Origin of the sequence: Moritella sp. 5 (genome assembly GCF_018219455.1) — a bacterium.
Taxonomy (GTDB): domain Bacteria; phylum Pseudomonadota; class Gammaproteobacteria; order Enterobacterales; family Moritellaceae; genus Moritella.
Genome location: NZ_CP056122.1, coordinates 3,656,056 through 3,681,485, shown reverse-complemented (window position 1 = coordinate 3,681,485; position 25,430 = coordinate 3,656,056). Strand labels below are relative to the sequence as shown.

Genomic DNA, 25,430 nt, shown 5'->3' with positions numbered 1-25,430 from the left:
ATTATTATCATCAATACTGGAGTATGAAAACCATCTGATTTTTCACTTTAGATAAAATCTATTCAAATTCCAAAAAACAAAAAGGCGAAAATGATAATGGACTATGCCCACATCAATACTCGCCTTTGTTAGCTTAAATACGCAGTTCTAGACCGTGTCAAAACAACCACACCTTGAAATATGGCCTCTATGTAGTCCAGTAACTTAAAAGAACAAAATCATACATTGAAATAGCAAAAAACAAGTACACGTTATTATTTTCGTGCATTTACAGTAACTACTATTTTTAAGCTGTAAGAAAGTTTCTTACAAAATGAAAATTAATTTGGCTTTATCGCTATCGTTTGGCTAAATCAAAGTTGTAGTTAGAGTCAGAAATATAAATGGTTAAATTTTTATGTGTAACCTGATTCTAACTTATAAAGGTCAGTAGCTAAATCTTTATGAATATATTCTTTAGACTTAACTTTCCACTCATTTGAGTTATCAATATTTTTGGATAAGATTACTTTGGCAAAAAGGGTTTGTCCAACCTGAAGGTCAAGTGAATCAAAGTCTTTGACCATAATAATAAGTTCACCTTCTTTCATACCAACAACGTGAGAGAATCTTGCACCACCGAAGTCAAGCTCACATTTTTTATCTGTAATGAAAAAACCACCAAATAGACGACGCTTTTCTTGGATTTCAATTATTCCAACACCACGGCAACCATTACCACCATTAAAGCCAAAATCACATTGATAAACGACAAGATAAAAAGGTCCATCGAATTCTAATATTGAGTCGTAAGTTACTAAGTCATTCTTTATTAAGGTGAAATCCCAACAAATCCCCATCATTTCTGCATACGAAATTGCCATGCTTAGAACGTCTCTTTCTTCTTCCTTTGGATTATTTGAAGGTGATTCATAAGGTGTTTCAGATATATTCATTAATGGATAACTGTGAGGCGTAGAAGAGTTATCTGATATTGTTCGTAATTTCTTATATTCATCTGTGGAAAATAAAAAAGAATGATATTTAACTAACAACTGTTTACTTGTTGAGTCACGTTCCATCTGTTTTCGGACGGTCTCATAGAACTGATTAATATCTTCTTCTCCAACATAATCATGGGTTTCAATCATGTACTTACCTACAAAATCTTTCAGGCTCCAGCCAAGTAAAGCAATCGTTTGTTTGATTGATTTTTGAAGCTCTTTAGTTCGCCTTTTATCTGCATCATCAAAATAACTCACAAATAATCCTTTTCAATGTGATTTTGTCCCTAGCTGTCCCGAGCACCTTTGTTAACTTATGCATGTCCCAAGCGGGGGATTAATTTAAAATATAATATAAGGAAATACCATGTCTAAAAATACTACGTCACAAACAACAGCAGCAAAGCCAACTTCACCAAAATCGTCAACACGTCCACCAAATGGACCAAGTACTACAGGGAACGTTTCTGGTAAAGGTCGTGGGAATAATCCACCTAAAGGTAAATAGTTTTTTAGTTGGTGTAATTTTATTGCACCAACTAATTTACACTATTTGGCGTACAAGATTATATGAATACTAATTAGAATAATAAATTATTTAGAGTGAAATCGCTACGTAGTCACATTTATTTATATCACTTTATGTATATATGTAAATATCAATGTCAAAGTGTATGAAATATCTATAATTCACTGTTATTTAAGCGTAATTAACTACTTTGTTTAACGTTAAGTGTTATTGTATGCGGTATTATTTAAATAATCAGTGAAATATTAATGTTAAAAAATGATTTGCGTAAATCAGCCTTAGCGAAACTGGAATCAGCAGAAAGAGCATATAAATCTCAAGCGAAATTAATCGAAAAAAACTCTATTAAACTTTTTGAAATTAGACAACAAAGCAGTGTCGACACACTTGTTGCAATCGAAAACTATATTAATACACTTGCAAACTCGCCAAAAGAATTTGATAAAGCATTTAATGTATTTAAGGCGGATATAAAAGAGTTCAATAACAAAATTAAAATTCTCAATGAAGAATATGAAAAATCAAACATAGGTAAAAGTGGAATTGGTGGGGCGATGGCTGGAGCTGGTGTAGCTATGTTTGCACCTACAGCTGCAATGGCTGTTGCGACTACATTTGGTGCAGCATCTACTGGTACTGCTATATCAGCTTTAGGTGGCGCAGCTGCAACAAATGCTGCGTTAGCATGGCTAGGCGGTGGTGCTCTTGCTGCTGGAGGTGGTGGTATGGCTGCTGGTAATACTCTTTTAGCATTAGCAGGTCCTATCGGTTGGGGAATCGGAGCTGTTAGCTTAGCTGGGGCAGGTTTATTTACCCGTAGTAAAAATCAAGACATTGCAGATAAAGCCGAAAAAGAAATTAAAAAAATCAGAATTGAAACATCTAAGTTAAAAACGATGAATATTAAAGTTTCGGCTTGTTCTAAATTAACAGAGAAACATTCGTTAGGGTGTTTAGAACTTTGTTGCTTATTGAGGGCTAATGCTCCTAGCGATTACTTGAAGTTTGATGCTGAGCAGAAAGGGAAACTCGGAGCTCTAATTAACCACATCAACGGATTGTCTTTAATGATCAAAGAACGTATTTAGATGTCAGTACTTAAAGATAAAGTTTCAGTTCAAGATCAGCTTTTAGCATCACTGTCCCATCAAATGGAAATCGCTCGTCAGCAAGCGATGAATATGGCTATAGATCAACAAGATAAAGCTCTTTTATTCGCGATTAAGCAAATTGATGAAGTTAAAGAACAGCTAAAAGATCCATCCAACTTTTTGGGGCGAATGGATACTAAGCATGGTGAAGTCGCTGAAAAAATCGAAGTTGCAATTAGAAATGCAAAGGAAGCACTTAATCAGCAGGTTACAGCTGCTACAGACTTTAGCGCTACCTTTGAAGGCGTTGGAAGAATCGCCCCAGAAGACTACATCATAGATGGGGTAGAAGTTCAGTCTAAGTTTATTAATGGTTTAAATAATAATCTAAAACATGTGATGGACCACATGGAAAAGTACGAGCAATTTGGTCGAGATGGCTCGTATTACCATATCCCCAAAGATACTCATCAACAGATACAGAAAATATTAGACGGTGAGTCAGTTGACGGCGTTAAGCTAACAACTATAAATGCCATTAAGGAAAAAGTTGGAGCGATTGAAGCTCTTTCTGGTAAATCATTTAATGAAGTTGTACAACCTGGGAACTCTACATATGACGAAGTGCAGTTATATAGAGCTGATGGAACTTTAGAACAGCATAATGCTGATTTAAAAGTTGAAAATGATGTAAAAATAGCTGATATAAAAGCTGATGATGCATACAAAGAAAGCCTAGGTGAAATGGGTAACGCTGCTTTAGGCGGTGCAGTGGTTGGTGCTGGGGTAAGTTTTGTTAGTAATGTTTATCAGAAGCATAAACAAGGTAGAAACTTATTCAAAGGGCAGTTCTCCAAATCCGATTGGAAAGAACTCGGTATTGATATGGGGAAAGCTTCGTTAATTGGTGGCTTCTCAGGTGCTGCTCTTTATGGTTTAACAAATTATGCAGCAATGTCGGCACCATTCGCTGGTGCCGTGGTTACAGCTTCCAAAGGGGTTGGCAGCTTATCAATGCAATATAAGAGTGGTGAGCTTGGACTTGATGAGTTTATTGATCTGAGTTTACTCGTATGTGGAGAGTCTGCTGCAGTCGGTTTAGCGTCAATGGTTGGGCAAACTTTAATACCAATACCTGTAGTGGGTGCTTTAGTTGGTTCCATGGCGGCTAAATTTTGCATTGATCTAATCAAACGTTCAGATGAAAAAATTATCAATGGATTTCAAAAGAGAGTCAGTGAATTCTCGAGTAGCTTAAACGCTAAAGAGCTAAAAGTATTTAAAAGCATTGAATCTAAATTTGAACATTTAACGAGTATCACTGACGCTGCATTTGATCTTGAAAACAATGCTAATTTGCTGGAACTTAGTGTTGATCTTGCTCGTGAACATCATGTACCTGAAGATAAAATAATTAAAAGTATTTCAGACTTAGATGATTTTATGTTGGGTTAAATAATTATTTTTAATGGTAATAAAAATAATGCTTCTCTCCATAACGCAAAAGGCGAGCATTATAATGGACATGCCCATATCAATGCTCGCCTTTGTTAGCTTAAATATGTAGTTCTAGACCTACATATTTAATAACTAATTTATTCTTTACCGAATACGTTATTTTCTTGCTCAAGTACGCGGACAAAGGTAGTTCGTTTGCTTAGCTCTTTTAATGATGCTGCGCCAACGTAAGTACAAGTCGAACGAACGCCACCTAGGATATCGAAAACAGTGTTTTCGATTGGACCACGGTAAGGTACTTCTACAGTTTTACCTTCTGAAGCACGGTATTTCGCAACACCACCTGCGTGTTTGTTCATCGCAGTGGTAGAGCTCATGCCATAGAATTTCTTCGTTTTCTTGCCATCAACTTCACACAGCTCGCCGCCACTTTCGTCGTGACCTGCTAACATGCCGCCAAGCATAACGAAGTCTGCGCCGCCGCCGAATGCTTTAGCAACATCACCAGCGCAAGAACAACCACCATCACCAACCACCATGCCACCAAGACCGTGTGCAGCATCTGCACATTCGATGATTGCAGACAGTTGTGGGTAACCAACACCTGTTTTAACACGTGTTGTACATACTGAACCTGGGCCGATACCAACTTTGATGATATCTGCGCCAGACAGGATAAGTTCTTCTGTGATTTCACCAGTAACTACGTTACCAGCCATAATCGTTTTAGAAGGGTACGCTGCACGTACTTTACGTACGAAATTAATAAAAAATTCTGAGTAACCATTAGCTACATCGATACAGATAAACTGTAAACGCTCATCTAATGCTAGAACTTGTTGAAGTTTTTCGAAATCTGAATCTGATGTACCAGTAGATACAAAGATATGGTCAAAGATTTCTGGGTTTGCTTCTAGGAACTCTTTCCATTGGGCAACAGTGTAATGCTTATGTACAGCTGTTAACATTTTGTGTGCAGCAAGTTCTTTTGCCGCTTCAAATGTACCTACAGTATCCATGTTTGCAGCAATAACTGGTACACCTGTCCAAGTGTACTTGCTGTTAGGGAAAGTGAATGTACGCTCTAAGCTTACTTGTGAACGACTCTTTAGAGTTGAACGTTTTGGGCGGAAAAGTACATCTTTAAAACCTAGCTTCAATTCTTGTTCTATACGCATGACATCTATCTTCTGTTTGTTTGCACAGGCTCTTATTCTTACGCTACGGTATATTGCAGGCGCAAGGAAAACCCTAATTCAATGGGTTCTGGATGGTACTGTGCAAAAAATTATAAGGATTTTAGTTTAAGCGGTACAAGCGAATCGTGTGTGCGGGTAAGCCGCGTTTATCCAACGCGCTTATACGGGTAGATACTAGTCCAAGGGTTGTTATCTTGTAAAGGCTTTATTTTGGGTTGAAAGTGCGGACACATTGTTTTCTTGACCTTGGAGTCAGCATTTACGCGGGTCTAGACGGTGTTTAATTTTTTTTAAAATAATGAAAATAATTTTTAAGCGAATTAGGACTATATTTTAAACAGGAGAATGTAATAGCTGGTTAAACAAAAAAGGCCAAAACCCCAACGGCATTACAGTGCTTACCGTGGGTGTTTTGGCCAAAGGCTTATCAACTATTAATAACGACCAACTAGCCGCGACAGACTAGGGAGCTATTTTTTAACAGGGTATATACCGTTTATAGTAACGAGAATAAGTTTTTCACATCATCCAGTTCAGGGATCAATTCCATTTCGCTGCCGATGTTATGCTGCTTAGCCAGCTTATAGATCAAACGTAGTACTGAGTAATCTTCCAATGCAAAACCTACTGAGTCATACAAGATAGTGCCGTCTGTAGCAACGTTCAGCGTTTTCTCGCCTTTCACAATTTCGTGTAGTTCAGTACAGGTAAAGTCAGGACCCAGTTGTTGGATCTCCCCTTCAATGCGTGATTGTGGTAGGTATTCAACAACAATTGTTGCACTTTCTACTAACTCTTTTTCAATTTCTGTTTTACCTGGGCAATCACCGCCAAGACCGTTAATGAATACGTCTTTGCTGATCATGTCTTTGGTTAATACCGTTTGGTATTTCTTGTCTGCTGTACACGTGGTAATTAAATCTGCACCTTGAACAGCTTCTCTTGCGTCTTTACATGGTGTTAGGCGAATGTCGAAACGGGCCATGTTTTGTTCAAATTTAAGCATTGCTGCAGGATCAGTATCAAAGTAACGTACTTCTTTTAAATCAAAGATGAACGAGTATGCTAAGAACTGGAATTCACTCTGTGCGCCAGTCCCGATTAACGCTAATACTTCTGAATCTTTTTTGGCTAGATGCTTCGCTGCCATTGCTGATGTTGCTGCCGTTCTGAACCCCGTAAGCAAGGTCATTTCAGAGAACATAAGTGGTTCGCCAGTCTCAGTTAACGATAGTTGACCTGTCGCCATTACTGTCATTTTGTTTTGTGCTGGGTTTTTTGGGTGGCCATTTACATATTTAAACGAGTACATTTCAGCATTAGAAATCGGCATTAATTCGATAACACCATCGTCAACATGGTTGGCAACACGTGGACATTTATCAAAGTCGTGCCAATTTTTATAATCTTCAGTCAATGTATCATTAAGCTGTGCAAAAAAGTCTTGGTAGCCAACTTTCGCAATTACCGCTTTAATATCTTTTATCTCTAAAACAATCATGGTGATCCTTGTTAAATTCCGTCTAAGGTAAAAGAGAAAAATCGAATTTTTCCATTACATTCATGATTACAACAATCAATGAGTGGTTTATCTAATACGTTTAATAATGAGATACACATCAGTTATGTGCATCGGGTTAAGTGCTATTTTTATTCGGTTTAGCTTAATAAATTGCCAGCATCACGCCCTAGGGGTATGATTAATTTTCGTCGAATAGACTCACCTTATACTTAAATACGGATTAAATACCTGCCTATGCCAGCGAAAGGAACGAAAGGTAAAAACCGTAAACAAGAGTTAATCAATGCCACACTTGATTGCATTGCTAACGAAGGTTTACAAAAAACCACTGTACGTAATGTGGCTGAATATGCGAACGTGACCAACGGTCTGATCCGTTTTTACTTTTCTGGTAAAGACGAACTGATCCGTGCGGCGTATTCGGCATTACTCGAGATTATGTACGTCAATGCTAGGTGCGAAATTAACGACCAAGACGTTTGCGCCAAAACTCGATTACAGCACTTTATTCAAGCGACTCTATCAGAGCCTATCGTGTCACCACGTACCGTATTGTTATGGGCCAACTTCTTGCCGATGACGTACATCGACCCTGAAATGGCAGCCATTCGTACTAATGAATATGCTAAAACAACCAAAATTTTAGAACCGTTAATTCGTGATGCATTAGCCACCGAAGACATTTCAGTTGATCACCATGAATGTGAAGTACTAGCCATAAAAATCAATGCATTAATTGATGGTTTATGGTTAGAAGGCAGCATGGCCTCGTACAAATTCAAAGATAATGAACTGGTCAATATCGGTATCGACAGTGCGTCTTCGATCTTGTCTATTTCGTTAGAAAAAGTTTAACGCAGATCTTATCGAATACACACTGCCGTCTTAATTGTTAGTGGCGTTCTAATGGGAACGTCATGCAGTGTGGACCACCGCCGGTTTTCAAAATCTCGGTAGAGTGCAGTTCAAATACAGTGAAACCACGTTCGCGTAATTGCGCGTTTACAGCTGTATTTGCACTTAACGAAATAATACGCTTGTTACCCAATGCTTGTAGATTACAGAAGTGCTTAAACACCCCTTCTTCTTCAATTTTAATCAGGTCATAGCCCGTTTCATCAAGGTAATTTTTGAATTCTTGTGGTAAACCGTCGTAATAAGTCACGGCAGTCTTTTCACCGACAATATTAAAGATCATGTCGAGATGTAGGTATTCTGGTTTCGAGTTAACCGAAATAATCGTATAACCTAATGGTTCAAGCTGTTCACGAATACTTTGGATGCCTTTTTCATCAGAACGCTGTAACGTACCAATGGCTAAGGTCTTTTCATCCAGCTGCCAGAAGTCACCGCCTTCTAATACACCCTCATGACAAGTGGCAATGATTGGTACACCAAGCTCGGCGAGTTTTTCTGCATACAGCAGGCTTTCTGCGTGGCGAATTTCTTCTTTAAAACGGCCTAGTACATAACCTTCTTTGATGTTGAAACCAAAGTCACGGGCAAATACTTGACTTGATAAATTTTCAGTCGGCGTAAGTACTTCGACATTAATGCCGTTTTGCTCGTAGATATCAATCAACTGTTGGTGTTCGCTTAAGCATTTTTGTTGATTAATCTTCTCGCCTTTTTCTAACCAATCTTCAGCAATTTTGTTGATTGGTGAAAGATTAAGGTAAGTAGGAGAACAAAGTAATACTTGCTTCAATTCACCTGTCGCTGATTTTACATAACTGGTTTCCATAACCTTTTCCTTTTCCATAAGCCATATCTTCTATATTTTGTTACTGCTAAATGTGTTTTTACGTTCGTGGGCTTAAGTGGATCCCTGCGATCATGCAGCGGATCGAACCACCTGCTAACTCAATAGTAGGCACGCTAAAACTTAGTATCTTTGAATGTTGTTCGATGCGTGAAATTTGCTCGGTTGTTAAAGCATCTCTCGCTCGTTGTGACATAACCAAGTGACTACTGCCATTGCCTGTGAGTTCGATAGCATTACCAGCAAAGTTATCAACTTGGTCAAAGCTCAGTTCAATTACTGCAATGCCTGATTCTTCTAAACGCTGTCTAACCGCTTCGCGACGTGCTTCATTTGGGATCATGTCCAAACAAATAAGGGCGTATTTAGAGCCAACACACATCATCACATTGGTATGATAAATCGCAGTGCCTGTAGCATCAGCCGTTTCAAACGCCATTGGCTCGTATTGGAACGTGGTACAGAAGCGTTCAAGGATCACTTCGTTAGAACGGTTTGATTTAGCTGTGTAGGCGATGCGATTAACGTTATCTAATACCATCGCGCCAGTGCCTTCAAGAAATAGGTTATCCCACTCTAAACCAGAGAAGTCGATAACATCTTGTACGCGATAATTGGCTTTTAACATTTCAATAATGTCACTACGACGTTCACGTCGGCGGTTTTGTGAAAACATTGGGTACAATGCAACATGACCACCACTGTGGGTCGAGAACCAGTTATTCGGGAATACTGAATCTGGGGTTTCTTTTTCCCCAAAGTCATCAAATACGTGGACGTTGATGCCATTTTCGTTTAATCCTGCTACGACGATATCAAATTCGTTTTTTGCTTGTAGTGATATGCCAGTGCGATCTAACTCAAGTGAGTCTTGCTCATCGAGTCCGGTTTTTTGAAATGCATTATCAACTGCGGTTTCTGGATTCGAGAAAAATTTCCACGGTCGAACCATTACAACTGAATTTGGCGCTTGGATTAAAGCCATACAACTTCCTTTTATTAAAACAATATCATTAACAAATTATTCATTCTGCAAAACTATGCAACTGCATAAACAATATGCCAGAGATTGATTAAAGTCAATTAACGGAGAGTATGAGAACACCATTTCACTGCACTGAAAAATGCCTCTATGAGTATATGAAATGTGTTAATGCATTGTAAATACTGAGTTTTACTGTTTGTTAATAAAATATAAAATTTGTTATGGAATGTGATGGGGTTATCGGTTTTTTATATGGTTACTAGCGGATGATATGAGGGTATTTAGGTGATAACTGGGTAGAATACAGGTTATTATTTCATAAAAAAATCATGTTGGCGGAATAAGTGATGGCTTATTAGGGTGATAGCAAGCCATCATTTTGCTAGCGTTAATTGTTACTGTGCGAGTAGCTTAACCAGCGTTTGCTCGTATATTTCCGCTAATTGCTCAATATCTGTAATCTTCACACATTCATTCACTTTGTGAATAGTCGCGTTTACAGGGCCTAATTCGACAACTTGTGCACCCGTTGGTGCGATGAAACGACCATCTGATGTACCACCTGATGTCGACAGCTCTGACGCATAACCACATACATCCTGGATTGAATCAGTAATAGCATTTAGCAAGTTTCCTGGTTCTGTTAAGAAGGGCTGGCCACTGTGGATCCAGCTGATCTCGTAATTTAAACCGTGTTTTTCGAAAATGCCTTCAATGCGGTATTTGATTAGATCCGCAGTCAGCTCGGTAGAATAACGCAGGTTAAACTGACAAGTTGCTTCACCTGGTACGATATTACTTGCACCTGCACCACTACGGATGTCGGTGATTTGTAAGGTTGTAGCAGGGAAGTAGTCATTACCTTGATCCCAAACCACTTGGCTTAGTTCAGATAATGCAGGCGCGAGTTTATGAATTGGATTTTCGGCAAGGTGTGGGTAAGCCACGTGACCTTGAATACCTTTCACGACGATGTCGCCGGTTAAAGAACCGCGACGACCATTTTTAACAATGTCACCGACTTTGTTGGTGCTTGATGGTTCACCCACAATACACCAGTCAATTTTTTCGTTACGCGCTTCTAAAGTATCAATCACACGCGTTGTGCCATTGATGAACGGGCCTTCTTCATCACTGGTGATCAATAATGCAATTGAACCTTGATGATCTGGGTGTTCGTTCACGAAGTTTTCGACAGCGACTAAGAATGATGCGATAGAACCTTTCATGTCTGCTGCGCCACGACCGTGTAAATAGCCATCAATAATAGTGGGTACGAACGGGTCGGTATCCCAATCTTCTATTTTACCTACTGGTACAACGTCGGTATGACCGGCGAAGCAAAATACCGGAGCTGTGGTACCGCGACGAGCCCAAAGGTTAGTCGTGTCTTCAAATACCATGGTTTCGATAGTGAATCCGAGGTTTTCAAGGCGTTCGATGATCATTTTCTGACAACCGGCATCTTCGGGTGTCACAGATTTACGACTAAGTAGATCTTTAGCAAGTTGTAATACTAAACTGTCTGACATGAGTAATTCCTTTTTACAGCATATTTTTAGCACTGGCTTACTTTAGCCGCCAGTGCTGCAAGTACTTTTTATATATTATTTAGCGAATAGTGCAGCGTAAGTATCGGCTTTAAAGCCTAAGGTCAGTTGGCCGTCTACTTCAAGAATTGGACGTTTGATCATCGCTGGCTGTTCAATTAACAATTCGATAGCAGTTGCTTCTGTTAGTCCTGCTTTTTGTTCATCGGTTAATTTGCGGTAAGTGGTGCCACGTTTATTCAGCACTTGTTCCCAACCCAGAGTCTCGCACCAGCTGATCAGTTGTGCTTTATCTAAACCGTTAACGCGGTGATCGTGAAATGTGAATTCCAGTTCGTTTGCTTCTAACCATTTTTTGGCTTTCTTAATGGTGTCGCAGTTTTTAATTCCGTACATCACAGTCGTCATTTCAATTCCTATTTTCGTGGTTTTTTCTTTAAAACGTTATGTCGCCCAGTATATACCTAAGTTACTTCAAGATGCTATTTCTGATCGCCTCCCATAGGGAAAATCGAATGAAGGTAGTCCCAAGCGAAATCAAATAATAAAACACGATTCGACTGAATGGCTGAATAAAGGTTAATTGACTGTTCTTGGACTTGTGGGGCCTTCAAGTCGTAATTTGCGAGCTAGCTCCTTTTCAATCGACACTGTTTTTCTTACCCTGTCTGCATTGTTTATTTATACAAGGACGTAGATTATTTATGTCACAACAATCAGTTATTCAAGTCGCTTTAATTGAAGATGATGAGATTGTTCGTTTGGCGATTAGTCAACGACTACAGCTAGCTGGCTATGATGTTATCGAATGTGCAGATGGCGAGTCGGCATTAAGCCTCATACCAACAACCTTTCCAGGTATCGTGATTTCTGATGTGCGTTTACCTGATATTTCTGGCTTAGCGCTGTTGCCGCAATTATTGGCGAACAATTCTGAAATGCCGATTATTCTGATGACGGGTCATGGCGATATAAATATGGCTGTGAATGCATTACGTGATGGTGCCTTTGATTTTTTGGAAAAGCCTTTCGATCCCGATAAATTAATTGAAACTGTTGGCTGTGCAATTGAAAAACGCCAGTTACAACTTGGTGCGAATAAGCGTGAGGAATACTTACAGCAGGCACAGGGTTTAGATCAGATCCTGATTGGATCTAGTCCGGGGATGGTTGAGTTACGCCAACAACTGGTTAAGATTGCCAAGATAGATACCAACGTCATTATCTATGGTGATACTGGTTGTGGTAAAGAGTTGGTTGCCGACTGTTTACATAAAGTGAGCACACGCTCGAATGGAGATTTTGTTGCTTTAAATTGTGCCGCTATTCCTGAAGCATTATTTGAAAGCGAGCTATTTGGTCATGAAGCTGGTGCCTTTACTGGCGCAATAAAAAAGCGAGTGGGTAAGCTAGAATATGCTGATAAAGGTACACTATTCTTAGATGAAGTAGAAAGTATGCCTATTAACATGCAGATCAAGATGCTACGTATTTTACAAGAACAGGTTATAGAGCGTGTCGGTGGGAATAAATCGATTGCGATTGATATACGTGTGATTGCCGCAGCCAAAGAAAGCTTGAAAGACAATCAAGCATTTCGCCAAGATCTTTTTTATCGTTTGAACGTTGCCCAGTTATATTTACCCCCATTGCGTGAACGTGGTGAGGATATTTTGTTGTTATTTGAGCACTACATTAATTTAGCCTGCATTAATGCAAAACCGTTATCTGGTATGGATGAAAAAACCTTATTGGCGTATGGGTGGCCTGGTAATGTGCGTGAGTTGATTAATGTAGCGACCCGTTTCGCGTTAGATGAGTCGTTAACCGTAGCTGATATTTTAGTGACTAAACCGCTTTCAGTTATTGATACTAGCGCTAGCGAGTTGTCACTCGCAATGCAAACTCAAAACTTTGAGAGGAAGGTCATTGCTGAAGCGTTGAGGTTACATAAAGGCAGTATCATCGAGGTAATGGATATACTTGATTTACCACGCCGTACTTTAAATCAGAAAATGCAAAAGTATGACCTGCATCGAGCGGACTATATTTAATCAAAGTGGCAATATCTTGCTTATTGCCACTTATTTATCCTACCTATCTCATTTCACATGATTCATTACGGCTTTTCCATTACCTCTTTAGTATGTGTTTGTTGCCTGCTTATATTATATTTTAAACTCGTATTATAAATGGAATATGTTTTTATATTGTTAATGTGATGTTTGTCTACTTACTGTGGCTATGCGCTGTTTCTTGCTTATCAAAAATCGCCATATAGGCATGATCTTGCTTATTTACCGTCTAATTTAATGTTTTAATTAGAGTTAACAAAGGCTTAACTTTATGGCACTGTTGTTGCTATATGTCATTCATAAAGGAAGTGATGACATTGCCTTGTGCTGACAAACGATATGCAATGCAATTTTGTAACAATAAAACAACAAGGAAAACCCATGTTTAAAGGAATGTTAAAAAAATCATTATTAGTAAGTAGTGTACTGCTTAGTTTGGCTACGACCTCTGCAATTGCAGAAGAGAAGCGCAGTTATATTTTAGCGACTGCATCGACGGGGGGCACTTATTATCCAGTGGGTGTCGCACTCGCGACGTTGAGCAAGATTAAACTTGAGCCTAAATATGGTTTTTCATTGGCGGCGATTAGTTCGGCTGGTTCGGGTGAAAATATCAAATTGCTGAGTGATGATGAAGCGCAATTTGCTATTCTACAAGGTTTGTATGGCGCATGGGCTTGGCAGGGGCAGGGACAATTCAAACAAACGGGGCCACAGAAAAATTTACGTTCAGTCAGTATGCTGTGGCAAAACGTGGAACATTTTGTCGTGCGCAGCTCGTTAGTTGAAACGGGAACAATGAGTGATTTGAATAATTTAAAAGGTAAAAAATTCTCAATCGGTAAGAAAAATTCGGGTACTGAGCACTCGGGCCGTCAGATCATTAGTGGTGTTAACGTCGATGTAAATAGTTTTAACCTTGCGTATTTAGGCTATAGCTCAAGTACCGATGCCATGCAAAATGGTGCGATTGATGGTATGAATATTCCAGCGGGTATGCCTGTGGGCGCGATTACGCGTGCATTTGCGGCGATGGGAGATGAAATCTCATTATTACAATTTACCGACGAACAAATTAAGCAAGCAAACAGCGAATATCCGTTGTGGACTAAATTTACGATCCCTGCAAATACCTACCCAAGTCAAAGCAAAGCCGTGACGACGATTGCTCAGCCTAACTTCTTAGCGGTACGTGATGATGTATCTGAAGAAGATGTGTATCTATTAACCAAAAATATCTATGAAAACCTACCTTTCTTAAACAGTATCCACAAAGCAACGAAAGCGATGACTGTCGAGAAAGCCATTAAAGGTTTACCAGTACCATTACATCCTGGAGCTGTGCGTTATTACCAAGAAATCGGCTTAACAATTCCTGCTGAATTGCTACCAACGGCGCTGTAACAAACAACATTAAATATTGATAAGGACTGTTGTCGTGATGGCAGCAGTCAACAAGGAATTTGTTATGGACAAGCAGGTCGAAGAAAAATTAGAACAATTTGAGTCAGTTACCCGCACTGATTTTCCCTGGGTAACCGCGTTTATATCAGGGTGTGGTGTCGTGTTGTCGATATTACACATCTGGTTTAATACGTTTGCCACGATCCCTGAATTATGGGCATCAGCGACTCACTTTGCTGGGTTTTCCGTTATTTGTGCACTTTGGTATCCAGCACATAAAAGTCTAAAAAGCAGTAAGTTGGCACTCGGTGTTGATATCATTATTGCGCTTGCGGCACTTGCTTGTTTAGCATACATCCCCTTTGCTGAGGATGCGTTGTATGCACGTGGAGTGCGTTTTGTTACCAGTGATTGGGTATTTTCAATCATGGCTATTATCATTGTATTGGAATTGATCCGCCGTACTATTGGTTGGTTTATTCCAATGCTTGTTATGATTTCATTGACCTATGTGGTGTGGTGGGGTCAGTTAGTACCAGGTATGTTTCATTTTCCTGGTTTAAGTGTCGAAACATTATTGTATCGTAGCTTTTATAGCTCAGAGGGTATGTTTGGAGCAATCTCGCGTATCAGCTGGAGCTTTGTATTCATGTTCATTTTGTTTGGTGCTTTTTTAGTACGTTCGGGCGTAGGTGATTATATTATTAACCTTTCTCGTGCGGCGGCAAACAAGGTGATTGGTGGACCTGGTTTTATTGCCGTATTGGCCTCTGGATTAATGGGATCTGTATCTGGATCAAGTGTGGCGAATACTGTCTCGACAGGTGTCATTACAATTCCACTTATGCGTAAAGCTGGTTTCCCTGCTCGATTTGCTGCCGGTGTTGAAGCCGCTGCATCAACAGGAGGGCAAATCATGCCGCCAGTGATGGGCGCGGGTGCGTTTATTATGGCCTCTTATACACAAGTACCTTATGTAAATATCATAGCGGTATCGGTTGTACCTGCGTTAATCTATTTTCTTTCTGTTGCATTTTTTGTTCGAATTGAAGCGAAGCGCAGTAACATCCAACAAGTCACCGCCTCTGACGATTCATTCTCAAAAGTGTTTTTAGCGGGTTGGTATAACTTAATTCCACTCGGTGTATTGGTTTTTTTATTAGTCTCTGGGTTTACGCCAACTTATTCTGCGGGTTTATCCATTATTTCAGTGGTTGTTGCATCTTGGTTTTCACCCAACAAAATGGGGGTTAAAGCGGTATTCGAAGCCTTAGAACAAGGAGCTCGTAATATGGCGACAACAGCGGTATTACTGGTTGGGATAGGCCTTGTTGTTAATGTCATTAGTACGACTGGCGTTGGAAATACTTTTTCGTTAATGATCAACGAATGGGCGGATGGCAGCTTGATGCTGATGCTAGCCTTGATCGCACTGGCGTCACTCATCCTCGGTATGGGTCTACCTGTGACAGCGGCTTATATTGTGTTAGGGACACTATCGGCACCAGCCCTCTATACTTTATTAGCAGAAAGCCAATTAATTCAAATGTTAATGGATGGGCAACTACCAGCACAAGCGCAAGGTATATTCATGCTAGCTGCACCTGAGCAAATGGGAGCATTAACGCAGCCAATGTCACAGGTTCAAGCCGAAACCTTATTAAGCTTAGTACCGGTTGATTTTATGGGGACTTTGTTAGAGCAAGGGTTAGGGCTAGAACAAGTAGCGTTAGCCTTGTTATCTGCTCACTTAATTATCTTCTGGTTATCGCAAGACAGTAACGTCACGCCGCCTGTTTGTTTAACTGCATTTGCAGCGGCGACAATTGCAGGTACACCGCCAATGCGTACAGGTTTAACAGCATGGAAGATCGCGAAGGGACTTTATCTAGTGCCGATTTTGATGGCTTATACCTCACTCGTGAGCTGGGATGTGATGACGGTTATCACAGTAGGTTTTTTTGCCATCATAGGTACTTATGCCTTTATAGCTGGTATCGAAGGTTATTTAGAAAGTGAACTGAATATTTTCTTACGTGGTTTGTCATTATTACTGGGCTTAGCAATGACATGGCCTGATTTATCGTTAGTCGTGAGAATTGTTGCAATGCTGACTTTTGTTGGTTTGTTTATTTACACTAATCGCCGTTATAAATCTGTGGTGACGACTTCTGCAGCCGTTGCTGTTGTTTATTAAGGTAAAGATAAGGACAATGAAAATGACTTTTACTACAGGGGGTTATGATAATAGCGTTTATGATTACATTATTATCGGTGGCGGCATTGTCGGCGTATCAACTGCGTGGCAATTACAACAGCGAGAACCTGACAAGCGGATATTATTAATCGAAAAGGAAGGCAAGTTATCACAACATCAAACGGGGCATAATAGCGGTGTGATCCATGCCGGGGTTTATTATGAACCGGGTAGTATGAAAGCTAATTTTTGTAAGGCGGGTGTAGCTGCGACTAAAGCGTTTTGTGATAAGCATGATATTCCGGTTAAAAACTGCGGAAAACTATTGGTTGCCACCAATGTATTAGAGTTACAACGCATGGAAGCGCTTTATAAACGCTGCCGTGATAATAGTATCGACGTTGAATTATTAGATGCAGCGGGACTCGCTGAAAAAGAGCCTAATATTACTGGATTAGGCGCTATCTTTGTCCCTTCAACCAGTATCGTTAATTACCGCTTAGTGACGGAGAAAATGGCGGAAGAGTTCTGTGTGCTCGGTGGTGACATAGTTATGGATACTGAGGTTACTCACTTAATCGAGACCAGTGATCACATTAACGTTCAGTGTCAAAATAAATCGCTATTGGGGCATTCATTCGAGAGACTTAATTATGTCGCCAAATTTTTAATTACCTGTTCTGGCTTAATGGCGGATAGGGTGACTAAGATGCTGAATATTGATACCGAATTTCAAATCATTCCATATCGGGGTGAATACTACCGTTTACAGTCTCAGCATAACAATATTGTGAATCATTTGATTTACCCCATTCCAGATCCTGAGTTGCCATTTTTGGGGGTACATTTGACTCGCATGATGGATGGTTCGGTGACGGTAGGTCCGAATGCGGTACAAGGATGGAAGCGAGAAGGTTATGGTAAAGTAAATATAGATTTACGTGATATTTGTGACATGATTACGTTCCCTGGATTTTGGCGAGTGAGTGCAAAAAATTTAAAAACAGGGTTAATTGAAACCAAAAATTCGTGGTGGAAGCCGGGTTACTTAAAACTCGTCAATAAGTACTGCCCGATATTGAAGGTGAAGGATTTGGAAGACTACCCTGCGGGTATTCGTGCACAAGCGGTATTGAAAGATGGCAGCCTGGTGCATGACTTCTTATTCGCAGAAAGTCCACGCAGTTTACACGTTTGTAATGCACCATCGCCTGCAGCAACGTCTGCGATCCCAATTGGTGATTATATTTGTAATAAAGTACGTGATAAGTCCCTAACGCTGGTATCAGATGCAAGCTAAACGAGGTAGATAAAATACCGTTACCTTTAAGTCGAGGTTTAATCGCTGCTTGAGTGATTCTAATAAGGGCGATATATTATATGTCTAACTGGATATTCTAACTCATCAAAAATGGAATCAATTTTGCAACAATTAAACTATAAAAACCTCTGTTTAATGTCTCTCATTCTTTCTTTTAGTTATCAAGCACAAGCTGCAACAGAAAGTGAGTGTATTGAAAAGCAAGTCGCTAATAGTGCTGCAGAAGTTACATTAGGAGAGATAAGGGCGATATGTAAAGCGCAACATAGCCTCGAAGAAGACGGTTCAGTCATTATCCGCGGTAAAAAAGTGAAAGCAGGGCTACTGACAAAGCGAATTATTGAAGAGCGTCAAAATGACACATCTGAATTTGTACTCACTCCACACAGAATGAACTATATTCTACCTGTTTATAGTACTAATCAAATGAACCCTGAAGCCTATCGTACTCTAAATTCCCTTGACGACGGCTATAAAAAAGTCGAATCTAAATTTCAATTAAGTCTGAAACTGCCGTTAAGCTATAGTTCATTATTCGTTGACGGTGATCGCATTTATGCTGCTTTTACCCTCGAGGCTTGGTGGCAAGTTTATGCGAAGGAAATTTCAAGTCCCTTTAGAGAAACGAATTATAGACCTGAAATATTTTATATCGCGCCATTAGATTGGCACCCTAATGATGCTAATACGGCAGTCTCGGTTGGGTTTGAGCATCAATCCAATGGCCGTGCTGGATCATGGTCTCGTTCATGGAATCGTGTTTATACCGAGTTTATTTATGAGCAGGGTAACTTAGTGTGGAGTGTTAGGCCTTGGTATCGTTTACCTGAAGATACCAAAACGGATCCGACTAGCCCTAATGGTGATGATAATCCGGATATTACAGACTATATGGGACATGTTGAGTACGGTATCGGTTATGCTTTTGGGAAATATGAATTGAGTGCAGAAATGCGCCAGAATTTTTCAACGAATAAAGGCTCTGTGAAGTTAAACTTAACAACGCCTTTATATGGCAAGCTGAAAGGCTATTTCACTATATTTAATGGGTATGGTGAAAGCTTGATTGATTATAATCACAGTCAAACTCGTTTCGGTATCGGGGTCGCGCTTAATAATATGTTTTAAGAGGACCCCCCCTTAACCCCAAAAGTTGTTACCTATTAATCGCTGCGACTGGCCTGAAGCGAGAGTGTAAAGGTCATCCCTGCTTGATACTGGTTGTTATGAGCCGTGATTTCACCTTGCATATCGCGCATGATATTGGCGGTTATCGCGAGGCCGAGCCCAAGCCCTTCGCCGATTTTTTTGCTGGTATAAAAAGGTTCGAATAAATGTGCTAATGCGTCATCATCCACGCCTGAGCCATTATCAGTGACCTTGATGTAAATAACGCCTTTAATCAAGCTTGCGTTAATGAATAATTGTGGCTGTGAAGTATGTTGCATCGCTGCGGCTGCATTACTGATTAAGTTTGCAAATACTTGATGTAATCGATGCGGCTCAGCTAAGACTTGTGGCAGTGAGTCAGGCACATCAACCTTAATATTAACATTGGTTAGCTTAGACTCTTGGAGCGTGAATACCTCTGTTAATATGTCGGTTATTGACGTTGCAATTAAGCGCTCAGGACGATTGAAAGCAAATACTTTAAGCTGTGCCGTCATCGATAACATACGTGTAACGAGCTTATCGATTAAAGCCATGTTGGAACGCAGTATCTTGGTATTCCCTTGCTCCAAAAATAACATATTACTTGATAGTAAGGTTCTGATGCCAGTGAGTGGTTGATTTAACTCGTGGTTGATTGCGCTGGACATACGACCGAGAGCGGCCATCTTACTGCTTAGTAATAATTCTTCTTGGGCAGTGTAAAGTTTTGCAGTGGTCTCTTGTATTCGCGTTTCCAGCTGTGCATTGGCTTGTGAAAGTGCGTGTTCTGCGCGTTTACGTTTGCTGATATCAACAAATGTCATTAGCGAACCACGCTGTTGTGACCAAGCTAGTGGGGTTATAGACAGTAACGCGGGAAAGCTCTGTCCCTGATGATTATGCGCGAAAACCTCAATACCGGTCAGGGTTGGGACTACGGATAAATTATTTAATTGCTCGATAATGTTCTTATTATCATGTTGTTGACTGAGTAGTTGGCTTGCATATAAGCGGTTGTCATCATCATTGTTTAACCCAAAATAATGCATTGCGGTTGGATTAATATAACTGATACTGCGATCGTCATTCAGTAAGACTAACCCGACATTCGTCCCTGTAATCATCTGTTTTAATGCGGCGTTCGAATAGAGTTTTTGTCTACGTTCATGACGGTATAGTAGAATTGACAGTAATAGTGACATTAAAATAGCGGTAATAAATCCGGCCATATCAACGGTTTTATATAGATTACTTAAGGGTGTTAGGTAATAAATATGCCACTTTAGATCGTCCAGTTGAACTTGCTGCACTTGATAATCGTTATTATTAATTTTCCAGTGAAAGATATTTGCGTCATTGCTGAGTTGGCGAGCTTTAATACCGTTCGTTCCTCGCTTATTCATTTCTGTCGCCGAAATTTGTGGATGACTAGACAAAAAGAACTGGTCTTTAGTATTACTTATGAGGATAAATTCATTGGCGGCAAGCCAAGGTTCACTTAATGCGGTTAAGTCGACTTTAATAACTGCAATTCCAATCAGTTTGCCGCTGTGGTTGATCGGTAAACTTAAATAATAATTAGCCGTGCCATTGGCAATATAGCTGGATGTTAATACGCCTTTGTCATTATCTAATTCACCGTTTTTATTACGTAGATTAGCGGTAATGTTTGCCGCTTTATGCGCATCCCAATTGGCATTATGGCGGCTCGATATTAATAGCGAACCATCCGGTTTAAGTAAATACCAGCCCTTGGTGTTGGCTGCTTTATCAAACTGCGTTAATGTGTGTTTCAGCTGTGTCATTGACGCTTGGGGGTTAGTAAGCACTGCTGTGACACTTTCTTGTTCTGTTATAAGGTAGGGAAGGTATTTGTAGCTAGCGAGTACTCGTCGAATATCCACTACGTAGGTGAGTAATTGGTTTTCCGCTTGTTCACGAGCGGAGTCTAAAAGCCAATCTCGACATATTTCACGTACAGTGAATGTTGTTACTATCACGCAGCCAAAAATGACACTGGCTATAATTTTAAACTTATTTGACACTCGATCTTCACCACAACAGAAAACACAGTTAAGTTAACAATTTATCGTCCATAAAACTGGACCTGTAATCACATTTAACCTTATTAACACGCTCCTTCCCCATATTAATATTCTTCAATTAAGTGGGGATTTGTAGGTTTAAGTATATAGTGGGGTTATCTTGTTCTAGCTATGACCCATTTTAGGCTAATAGCAGATGCTGTTGGAGTAACGATAAAGTGAAAATGATTTCCGGTCTTAAAGTCATTATTAACGAGTTTGATACTTTCATCTTGGATCAATGGGGCGTACTGCATAATGGCGGTGATGCGTTTCCAAACGCGATTGAGGCATTAGCATTTTTAAAACAGCATGGCAAAAAAGTCGTGATTTTATCGAACAGTGGTAATAGCCACCATTTCTCTTATCAGCGTTTAACCGATTCGGGTATCTGCCGCGATCTGTATATCGATGTACTGACATCCGGCGATCACATGCGTCACAATTTTAAGCAGGGTAAATTTGACCATCTCGGTAGTAAAGCGCTGACCTTTGCATTTGATGATAATACCAATGCAAATGTGCTAGAAGACTGTGACTTAACTAGCGTGGATATTGAAGACGCGACACTTATCATGTGTTACGGCGTTGGTCGAGGCAGTGTGGCGGAATACCAAGCTGACCTGGAAATAGCTTATGCGCGTGGACTAGAAATGGTAGTGAGTAATCCTGACCTCGTGGCGATGACCCCTGATGGTGAATTAAAATTATGCCCAGGCTCAATTGCTAATGCTTATGTAACAATGGGTGGAAAGGTACATTGGCACGGTAAACCACAAGCTGAAGTCTATGACATGTGCCATACCTTATTAGGCGGTTGGGATAACGCGATTGCGGTAGGCGACAGTTTAGATCATGACATCCGTGGGGCTAATACAGCAGGTATATCTAGTTTGTTTTTAACGACGGGTATTCATGCTGAAGATCTTACCGCAAAAATGGCGACCAAAGACGATGTGATTACAGCGTCTGTGGTTGCTGATTTAAGCCGTGAGTTTGATGTTATGCCAAGCCACTATATTGATTGGTTTCAAGTCAATTAATTGATGTTTATGGTTTGTGAATTCTCGTTTCGAAGGGTAATCTCTAGTTAATGTATCAATTAAGAGGTATCTGATGGAGATGGATGTTCGACAAACCGTTATTATGGCGATTTTGGTGTTGTTTTTAGGTAAATACCTGACACGAAAAGTCGCTTTTTTACAAGAATATAATATACCAGAGCCTGTTTCTGGCGGCTTAATTGCATCCATTCTATTTGCTATTCTCTATGTCGTATTTGATATCGAATTACAGTTTTCATTAGCGGTACGCGATAATTTACTTATTGTGTTTTTCACCATTATTGGCCTGTCATCTCGGATTACGACCTTGCTTAAAGGCGGAAAACCGTTAATCATCTTATTGGTTATCGCGGTGATTTATCTATTTTTACAAAATTTTACAGGTTTAACGGTGGCGCAGTTTACCCAGCAATTACCGGAAGTGGGGCTCATTGGCGGTTCGGTATCACTCAGCGGCGGGCACGGTACCGCAATTGCGTGGGCCCCTTTGTTTGTTGACAAATACAATATCAGTAATGCCATGGAAATAGGGATTGCTTGTGCGACATTTGGTTTAATTCTGGGTGGTGTGATTGGCGGTCCTATTGCCAAATACTTAATTAGCCATTATAAGCTTGAGCCAAGTAAAGAGCCTGAATTGACTATTGGTACGCTTCATCAAAGCAAGCTGCAACCTAAGACAAAACCGACATCGCCTAAATCCATTGTCGCGCCAATTGACTATCACCACATGCTTAATTCCATATTTATTATTAGTATAAGCATTGGCTTAGGACTGGGGCTTAATGTGATTATTTCCAACTTGGGTTTACATTTGCCTGAATTTGTCACCTGCTTATTTGCTGGCATAATTGTGATTAACCTTGGTCCCTTGATTATGCCTAATCTTACTTGGCCTGAGCGTAGCCGTTCATTAGCATTGATCTCCGATTTGAGTTTAGGGCTGTTCTTAGCAATGTCGTTAATGAGTTTACAGTTGTGGACCTTAGGTGGGTTAGGTGGGCCCATTTTAATCATGCTCGCAGCGCAAGTTGTGATCGTTACTGGCTTCGTTATATTTGTGGTATTTCCACTGATGGGTAAGGATTATGACGCGGCGGTAATGTCTGCAGGTTATGCGGGATTGGCGTTGGGGGCAACCCCGACCGCGATTGCTAATATGACGGCGGTAACCGAAACGTTTGGTGCGTCGGCAAAAGCCTTTGTCGTGGTGCCGCTGGTGGGCGCTTTCTTTATTGATATAGCTAACGCGCTTATTATTCAATTCTTGTTAGATGTTTTTACGTTGTAACGTCTGTTGTAAGTGGTTCTATCTATCCGAGAGTAGTTATAAAAAGGGCATTCCGTACTGGATATGCCCTTTCTTTTACCTTGGAAAGTATAACGTCCGAAATATGTTTAGTTCGTATGGTCCCAAATATTAACTGATTCTGTTAAGCCTGCGCCAACTGTGGCGTCAGGAGTGATATAAACATGACTGTCCTTGTTGGCTGCGGTTACTTGACCGTTTGCGAGTGGCATTAAGATGTCGTTAATAAATGGCGTTAAGTAATGGCTGTCGGCTGGGTTTGAACCTGCTGCTTTCGGGAAATAAATCATGTTTTCGTTATGACGGCCCGACATAGTCGCGACTGGATCTTTTTCTCGCACCATATTAATCACGTTGTTGTAACGCATTTTATTGGCAAACGCATGAATGTACTTTTCAATAATACGTGTTGCTGGTGATGAGAATACCCGTGTTAAAACGCCCGTTCTCACGCCTGTATCAATCGCGGTATATGCACCCAGTGAGTGACCAGTGAGTACCACGTTATAGGTCTTTGCTGCTGACGATGCTTTATAACCACGGGTTAACGAAGCTGTGTTAGCGGGGTATTGCGCTAGGATCTGTTGAGTAAACTGATATGCTTCAGCCTGCCAGTCTTCATCCGTTTCAGAGATGTTCGCAAGCATAAGTTCGACATCTTGCATCACATCACTGCCACTGCTAGTACCTTTAAAGGAAATAATGATCTCTTCTTCTAGGTTTTTACTTGGCACTGCAGGTACTTTAATCGCCACACCGTGAACACCGCTATCACCCGCATAAGTTGCAATAACATTCAGCTCGGCGCTATTGGCATCGACCATTAATTGTTTGAATGTTGCGTTGTCACTAAATGAGAAAGGATCTGCCCCTTGCTCTGTGCTGTAGACATAACTTGATGCAAACGCATAACGCAGCATGTTGTTATACGCGACGGGTAATTCGGTATTGTTGATTGCTAGCGCATCAGCTTCGGTTATGACTGGGTATTCAAAACCGTAAGAATTGTTTGAAGCAAAATAAGTGATATTGCTAATAAATTCGTCGGAATACTTATTGACTAGCGTATTGCTACACATGCTGGCTAATACACTGTGTACTTGCTCAGAAGTGACTGGTACTGAATCAATGGCTTTCACGATAAAGTAGTTTTCGGTATCGGCATTATAACTATTGTCTTTCCAATAACCGTCAAGTTTCAAGTATTGGTTGTTAGGGTTGACAGCCCATGATTTCTTAATTAAATCTGAGCGTGATGCGAAACTGTCTTTCACACCATAGCATTGTAAATAAGTGCTATCGAGGGCAAAACTGTTAAAACTAAGTGCAGATATTAGTAGTGTAAAAATAGTGCGCATTTGTAGCTCCAAGCATTATATATCGTAATCGAACAACTGTTATTGATGATTTTGAATGTTAATTAATTGTTATTGGATTTGAAGGCTATCGCATTTCTTGGGTATTTTTTTTGGTGCACGTCTCATTTTGGGTTGATATTAGGTGGTTTGGTGACACGTAGTCCTGTTTGTGGTTGTTTTGTGATCGCGGTGGGTGGTTGGGCTTACACGTGTGTGTAATATTGCAAGTTGGTGGGATATATGGATTTTATGTCATTACTGGTTAATTATTCTGATGCTGTATTCTTCACATCAAATCACATGTGAAGAATCATATGTGATTTGATGTGAGGTGAAGGTGTTTTGTTTTCTACGGCGTTGCTTTCTTTTTCTTGTTAATTAACGGTC

At 40.2% G+C, this 25,430-nt stretch carries 20 protein-coding genes; 11 read left to right on the top strand and 9 right to left on the bottom strand.

The window, feature by feature from the left end; all coding sequences use genetic code 11:
* Window positions 1-395: 395 nt before the first annotated feature.
* Complete coding sequence (locus HWV01_RS16390) at window positions 396-1,241, bottom strand: hypothetical protein (RefSeq protein WP_211672560.1); 846 nt, start codon at window positions 1,239-1,241, stop codon at window positions 396-398.
* 109 nt (window positions 1,242-1,350) lie between these two features.
* Between HWV01_RS16390 and HWV01_RS16385 the strand changes: the two genes are divergently transcribed.
* From HWV01_RS16385 to HWV01_RS16375, 3 genes are all read left to right on the top strand, one after another.
* A complete protein-coding gene (locus HWV01_RS16385) occupies window positions 1,351-1,491 on the top strand; it encodes a hypothetical protein (RefSeq protein ID WP_211672559.1) in 141 nt (46 codons plus the stop codon).
* A 269-nt stretch (window positions 1,492-1,760) separates the two neighbouring features.
* On the top strand, window positions 1,761-2,600 hold the full coding sequence (locus HWV01_RS16380) for a hypothetical protein (protein WP_211672558.1): 840 nt from the start codon (window positions 1,761-1,763) through the stop codon (window positions 2,598-2,600).
* Window positions 2,601-4,058: a hypothetical protein gene (locus HWV01_RS16375; protein WP_211672557.1), complete on the top strand. Its 1,458-nt coding sequence runs from the start codon at window positions 2,601-2,603 to the stop codon at window positions 4,056-4,058.
* Between the two features lie 140 nt (window positions 4,059-4,198).
* Here HWV01_RS16375 and HWV01_RS16370 read toward each other — a convergent pair whose 3' ends face one another.
* Together HWV01_RS16370 and HWV01_RS16365 are read right to left on the bottom strand one after the other, a co-directional pair.
* Complete coding sequence (locus tag HWV01_RS16370) at window positions 4,199-5,239, bottom strand: GMP reductase (RefSeq protein ID WP_211672556.1); 1,041 nt, start codon at window positions 5,237-5,239, stop codon at window positions 4,199-4,201.
* Window positions 5,240-5,756: 517 nt separating this feature from the next.
* Window positions 5,757-6,761, bottom strand: a complete 1,005-nt coding sequence (locus HWV01_RS16365; protein ID WP_211672555.1) for an ornithine cyclodeaminase — start codon at window positions 6,759-6,761, stop codon at window positions 5,757-5,759.
* A gap of 255 nt (window positions 6,762-7,016) precedes the next feature.
* Here HWV01_RS16365 and HWV01_RS16360 point away from each other — a divergent pair, with 255 nt between their 5' ends.
* Entirely contained in the window at window positions 7,017-7,637 is a 621-nt protein-coding gene (locus HWV01_RS16360) for a TetR family transcriptional regulator C-terminal domain-containing protein (protein ID WP_211672554.1), read from the top strand.
* Between the two features lie 37 nt (window positions 7,638-7,674).
* Here HWV01_RS16360 and HWV01_RS16355 read toward each other — a convergent pair whose 3' ends face one another.
* From HWV01_RS16355 to HWV01_RS16340, 4 genes are all read right to left on the bottom strand, one after another.
* Window positions 7,675-8,526: a dimethylarginine dimethylaminohydrolase family protein gene (locus tag HWV01_RS16355; RefSeq protein WP_211672553.1), complete on the bottom strand. Its 852-nt coding sequence runs from the start codon at window positions 8,524-8,526 to the stop codon at window positions 7,675-7,677.
* A gap of 58 nt (window positions 8,527-8,584) precedes the next feature.
* On the bottom strand, window positions 8,585-9,529 hold the full coding sequence (gene ctlX / locus HWV01_RS16350; RefSeq protein WP_211672552.1) for a citrulline utilization hydrolase CtlX: 945 nt from the start codon (window positions 9,527-9,529) through the stop codon (window positions 8,585-8,587).
* Between the two features lie 395 nt (window positions 9,530-9,924).
* Window positions 9,925-11,061 carry a succinyl-diaminopimelate desuccinylase gene (gene dapE, locus HWV01_RS16345; protein ID WP_211672551.1) on the bottom strand — a complete coding sequence of 379 codons (1,137 nt, stop codon included), beginning with the start codon at window positions 11,059-11,061 and terminating at the stop codon, window positions 9,925-9,927.
* Between the two features lie 75 nt (window positions 11,062-11,136).
* The gene (locus HWV01_RS16340) at window positions 11,137-11,487 is read right to left on the bottom strand and encodes an ArsC family reductase (RefSeq protein WP_211672550.1); all 351 of its coding nucleotides are present in this window, start codon (window positions 11,485-11,487) and stop codon (window positions 11,137-11,139) included.
* Window positions 11,488-11,783: 296 nt separating this feature from the next.
* Here HWV01_RS16340 and HWV01_RS16335 point away from each other — a divergent pair, with 296 nt between their 5' ends.
* From HWV01_RS16335 to HWV01_RS16315, 5 genes are all read left to right on the top strand, one after another.
* Window positions 11,784-13,133: a sigma-54 dependent transcriptional regulator gene (locus HWV01_RS16335; protein ID WP_211672549.1), complete on the top strand. Its 1,350-nt coding sequence runs from the start codon at window positions 11,784-11,786 to the stop codon at window positions 13,131-13,133.
* A 402-nt stretch (window positions 13,134-13,535) separates the two neighbouring features.
* Complete coding sequence (locus HWV01_RS16330) at window positions 13,536-14,558, top strand: TAXI family TRAP transporter solute-binding subunit (protein WP_211672548.1); 1,023 nt, start codon at window positions 13,536-13,538, stop codon at window positions 14,556-14,558.
* A gap of 64 nt (window positions 14,559-14,622) precedes the next feature.
* Entirely contained in the window at window positions 14,623-16,755 is a 2,133-nt protein-coding gene (locus HWV01_RS16325) for a TRAP transporter permease (RefSeq protein ID WP_211672547.1), read from the top strand.
* Between the two features lie 22 nt (window positions 16,756-16,777).
* Entirely contained in the window at window positions 16,778-18,055 is a 1,278-nt protein-coding gene (lhgO, locus tag HWV01_RS16320; protein WP_211672546.1) for an L-2-hydroxyglutarate oxidase, read from the top strand.
* 111 nt (window positions 18,056-18,166) lie between these two features.
* Window positions 18,167-19,204: a phospholipase A gene (locus tag HWV01_RS16315; RefSeq protein ID WP_211672545.1), complete on the top strand. Its 1,038-nt coding sequence runs from the start codon at window positions 18,167-18,169 to the stop codon at window positions 19,202-19,204.
* 35 nt (window positions 19,205-19,239) lie between these two features.
* Here the strand turns inward: HWV01_RS16315 and HWV01_RS16310 are convergent, their stop codons facing one another.
* On the bottom strand, window positions 19,240-21,273 hold the full coding sequence (locus HWV01_RS16310; protein ID WP_211672544.1) for an ATP-binding protein: 2,034 nt from the start codon (window positions 21,271-21,273) through the stop codon (window positions 19,240-19,242).
* A gap of 224 nt (window positions 21,274-21,497) precedes the next feature.
* Between HWV01_RS16310 and HWV01_RS16305 the strand changes: the two genes are divergently transcribed.
* Together HWV01_RS16305 and gltS are read left to right on the top strand one after the other, a co-directional pair.
* Window positions 21,498-22,355 (top strand): TIGR01459 family HAD-type hydrolase, encoded by an 858-nt coding sequence (locus tag HWV01_RS16305; protein WP_211675886.1) that lies wholly within the window; start codon window positions 21,498-21,500, stop codon window positions 22,353-22,355.
* 73 nt (window positions 22,356-22,428) lie between these two features.
* Window positions 22,429-23,667 carry a sodium/glutamate symporter gene (gene gltS, locus HWV01_RS16300; RefSeq protein ID WP_211672543.1) on the top strand — a complete coding sequence of 413 codons (1,239 nt, stop codon included), beginning with the start codon at window positions 22,429-22,431 and terminating at the stop codon, window positions 23,665-23,667.
* A gap of 107 nt (window positions 23,668-23,774) precedes the next feature.
* On the opposite strand, the gene HWV01_RS16295 is transcribed toward gltS, so the two are convergent.
* Window positions 23,775-25,043: a hypothetical protein gene (locus HWV01_RS16295; protein ID WP_211672542.1), complete on the bottom strand. Its 1,269-nt coding sequence runs from the start codon at window positions 25,041-25,043 to the stop codon at window positions 23,775-23,777.
* Window positions 25,044-25,430 lie beyond the last annotated feature (387 nt).

Excerpts from the sequence above, each read along its gene's own strand:
- HWV01_RS16385 (WP_211672559.1), top strand. The coding sequence starts at position 1,351 with ATGTCTAAAAATACTACGTCACAAACAACAGCAGCAAAGCCAACTTCA.
- HWV01_RS16380 (WP_211672558.1), top strand. The coding sequence starts at position 1,761 with ATGTTAAAAAATGATTTGCGTAAATCAGCCTTAGCGAAACTGGAATCA.
- HWV01_RS16375 (WP_211672557.1), top strand. The coding sequence starts at position 2,601 with ATGTCAGTACTTAAAGATAAAGTTTCAGTTCAAGATCAGCTTTTAGCA.
- HWV01_RS16370 (WP_211672556.1), bottom strand. The coding sequence starts at position 5,239 with ATGCGTATAGAACAAGAATTGAAGCTAGGTTTTAAAGATGTACTTTTC.
- HWV01_RS16365 (WP_211672555.1), bottom strand. The coding sequence starts at position 6,761 with ATGATTGTTTTAGAGATAAAAGATATTAAAGCGGTAATTGCGAAAGTT.
- HWV01_RS16360 (WP_211672554.1), top strand. The coding sequence starts at position 7,017 with ATGCCAGCGAAAGGAACGAAAGGTAAAAACCGTAAACAAGAGTTAATC.
- HWV01_RS16355 (WP_211672553.1), bottom strand. The coding sequence starts at position 8,526 with ATGGAAACCAGTTATGTAAAATCAGCGACAGGTGAATTGAAGCAAGTA.
- ctlX (WP_211672552.1), bottom strand. The coding sequence starts at position 9,529 with ATGGCTTTAATCCAAGCGCCAAATTCAGTTGTAATGGTTCGACCGTGG.
- dapE (WP_211672551.1), bottom strand. The coding sequence starts at position 11,061 with ATGTCAGACAGTTTAGTATTACAACTTGCTAAAGATCTACTTAGTCGT.
- HWV01_RS16340 (WP_211672550.1), bottom strand. The coding sequence starts at position 11,487 with ATGACGACTGTGATGTACGGAATTAAAAACTGCGACACCATTAAGAAA.
- HWV01_RS16335 (WP_211672549.1), top strand. The coding sequence starts at position 11,784 with ATGTCACAACAATCAGTTATTCAAGTCGCTTTAATTGAAGATGATGAG.
- HWV01_RS16330 (WP_211672548.1), top strand. The coding sequence starts at position 13,536 with ATGTTTAAAGGAATGTTAAAAAAATCATTATTAGTAAGTAGTGTACTG.
- HWV01_RS16325 (WP_211672547.1), top strand. The coding sequence starts at position 14,623 with ATGGACAAGCAGGTCGAAGAAAAATTAGAACAATTTGAGTCAGTTACC.
- lhgO (WP_211672546.1), top strand. The coding sequence starts at position 16,778 with ATGACTTTTACTACAGGGGGTTATGATAATAGCGTTTATGATTACATT.
- HWV01_RS16315 (WP_211672545.1), top strand. The coding sequence starts at position 18,167 with ATGGAATCAATTTTGCAACAATTAAACTATAAAAACCTCTGTTTAATG.
- HWV01_RS16305 (WP_211675886.1), top strand. The coding sequence starts at position 21,498 with ATGATTTCCGGTCTTAAAGTCATTATTAACGAGTTTGATACTTTCATC.
- gltS (WP_211672543.1), top strand. The coding sequence starts at position 22,429 with ATGGAGATGGATGTTCGACAAACCGTTATTATGGCGATTTTGGTGTTG.
- HWV01_RS16295 (WP_211672542.1), bottom strand. The coding sequence starts at position 25,043 with ATGCGCACTATTTTTACACTACTAATATCTGCACTTAGTTTTAACAGT.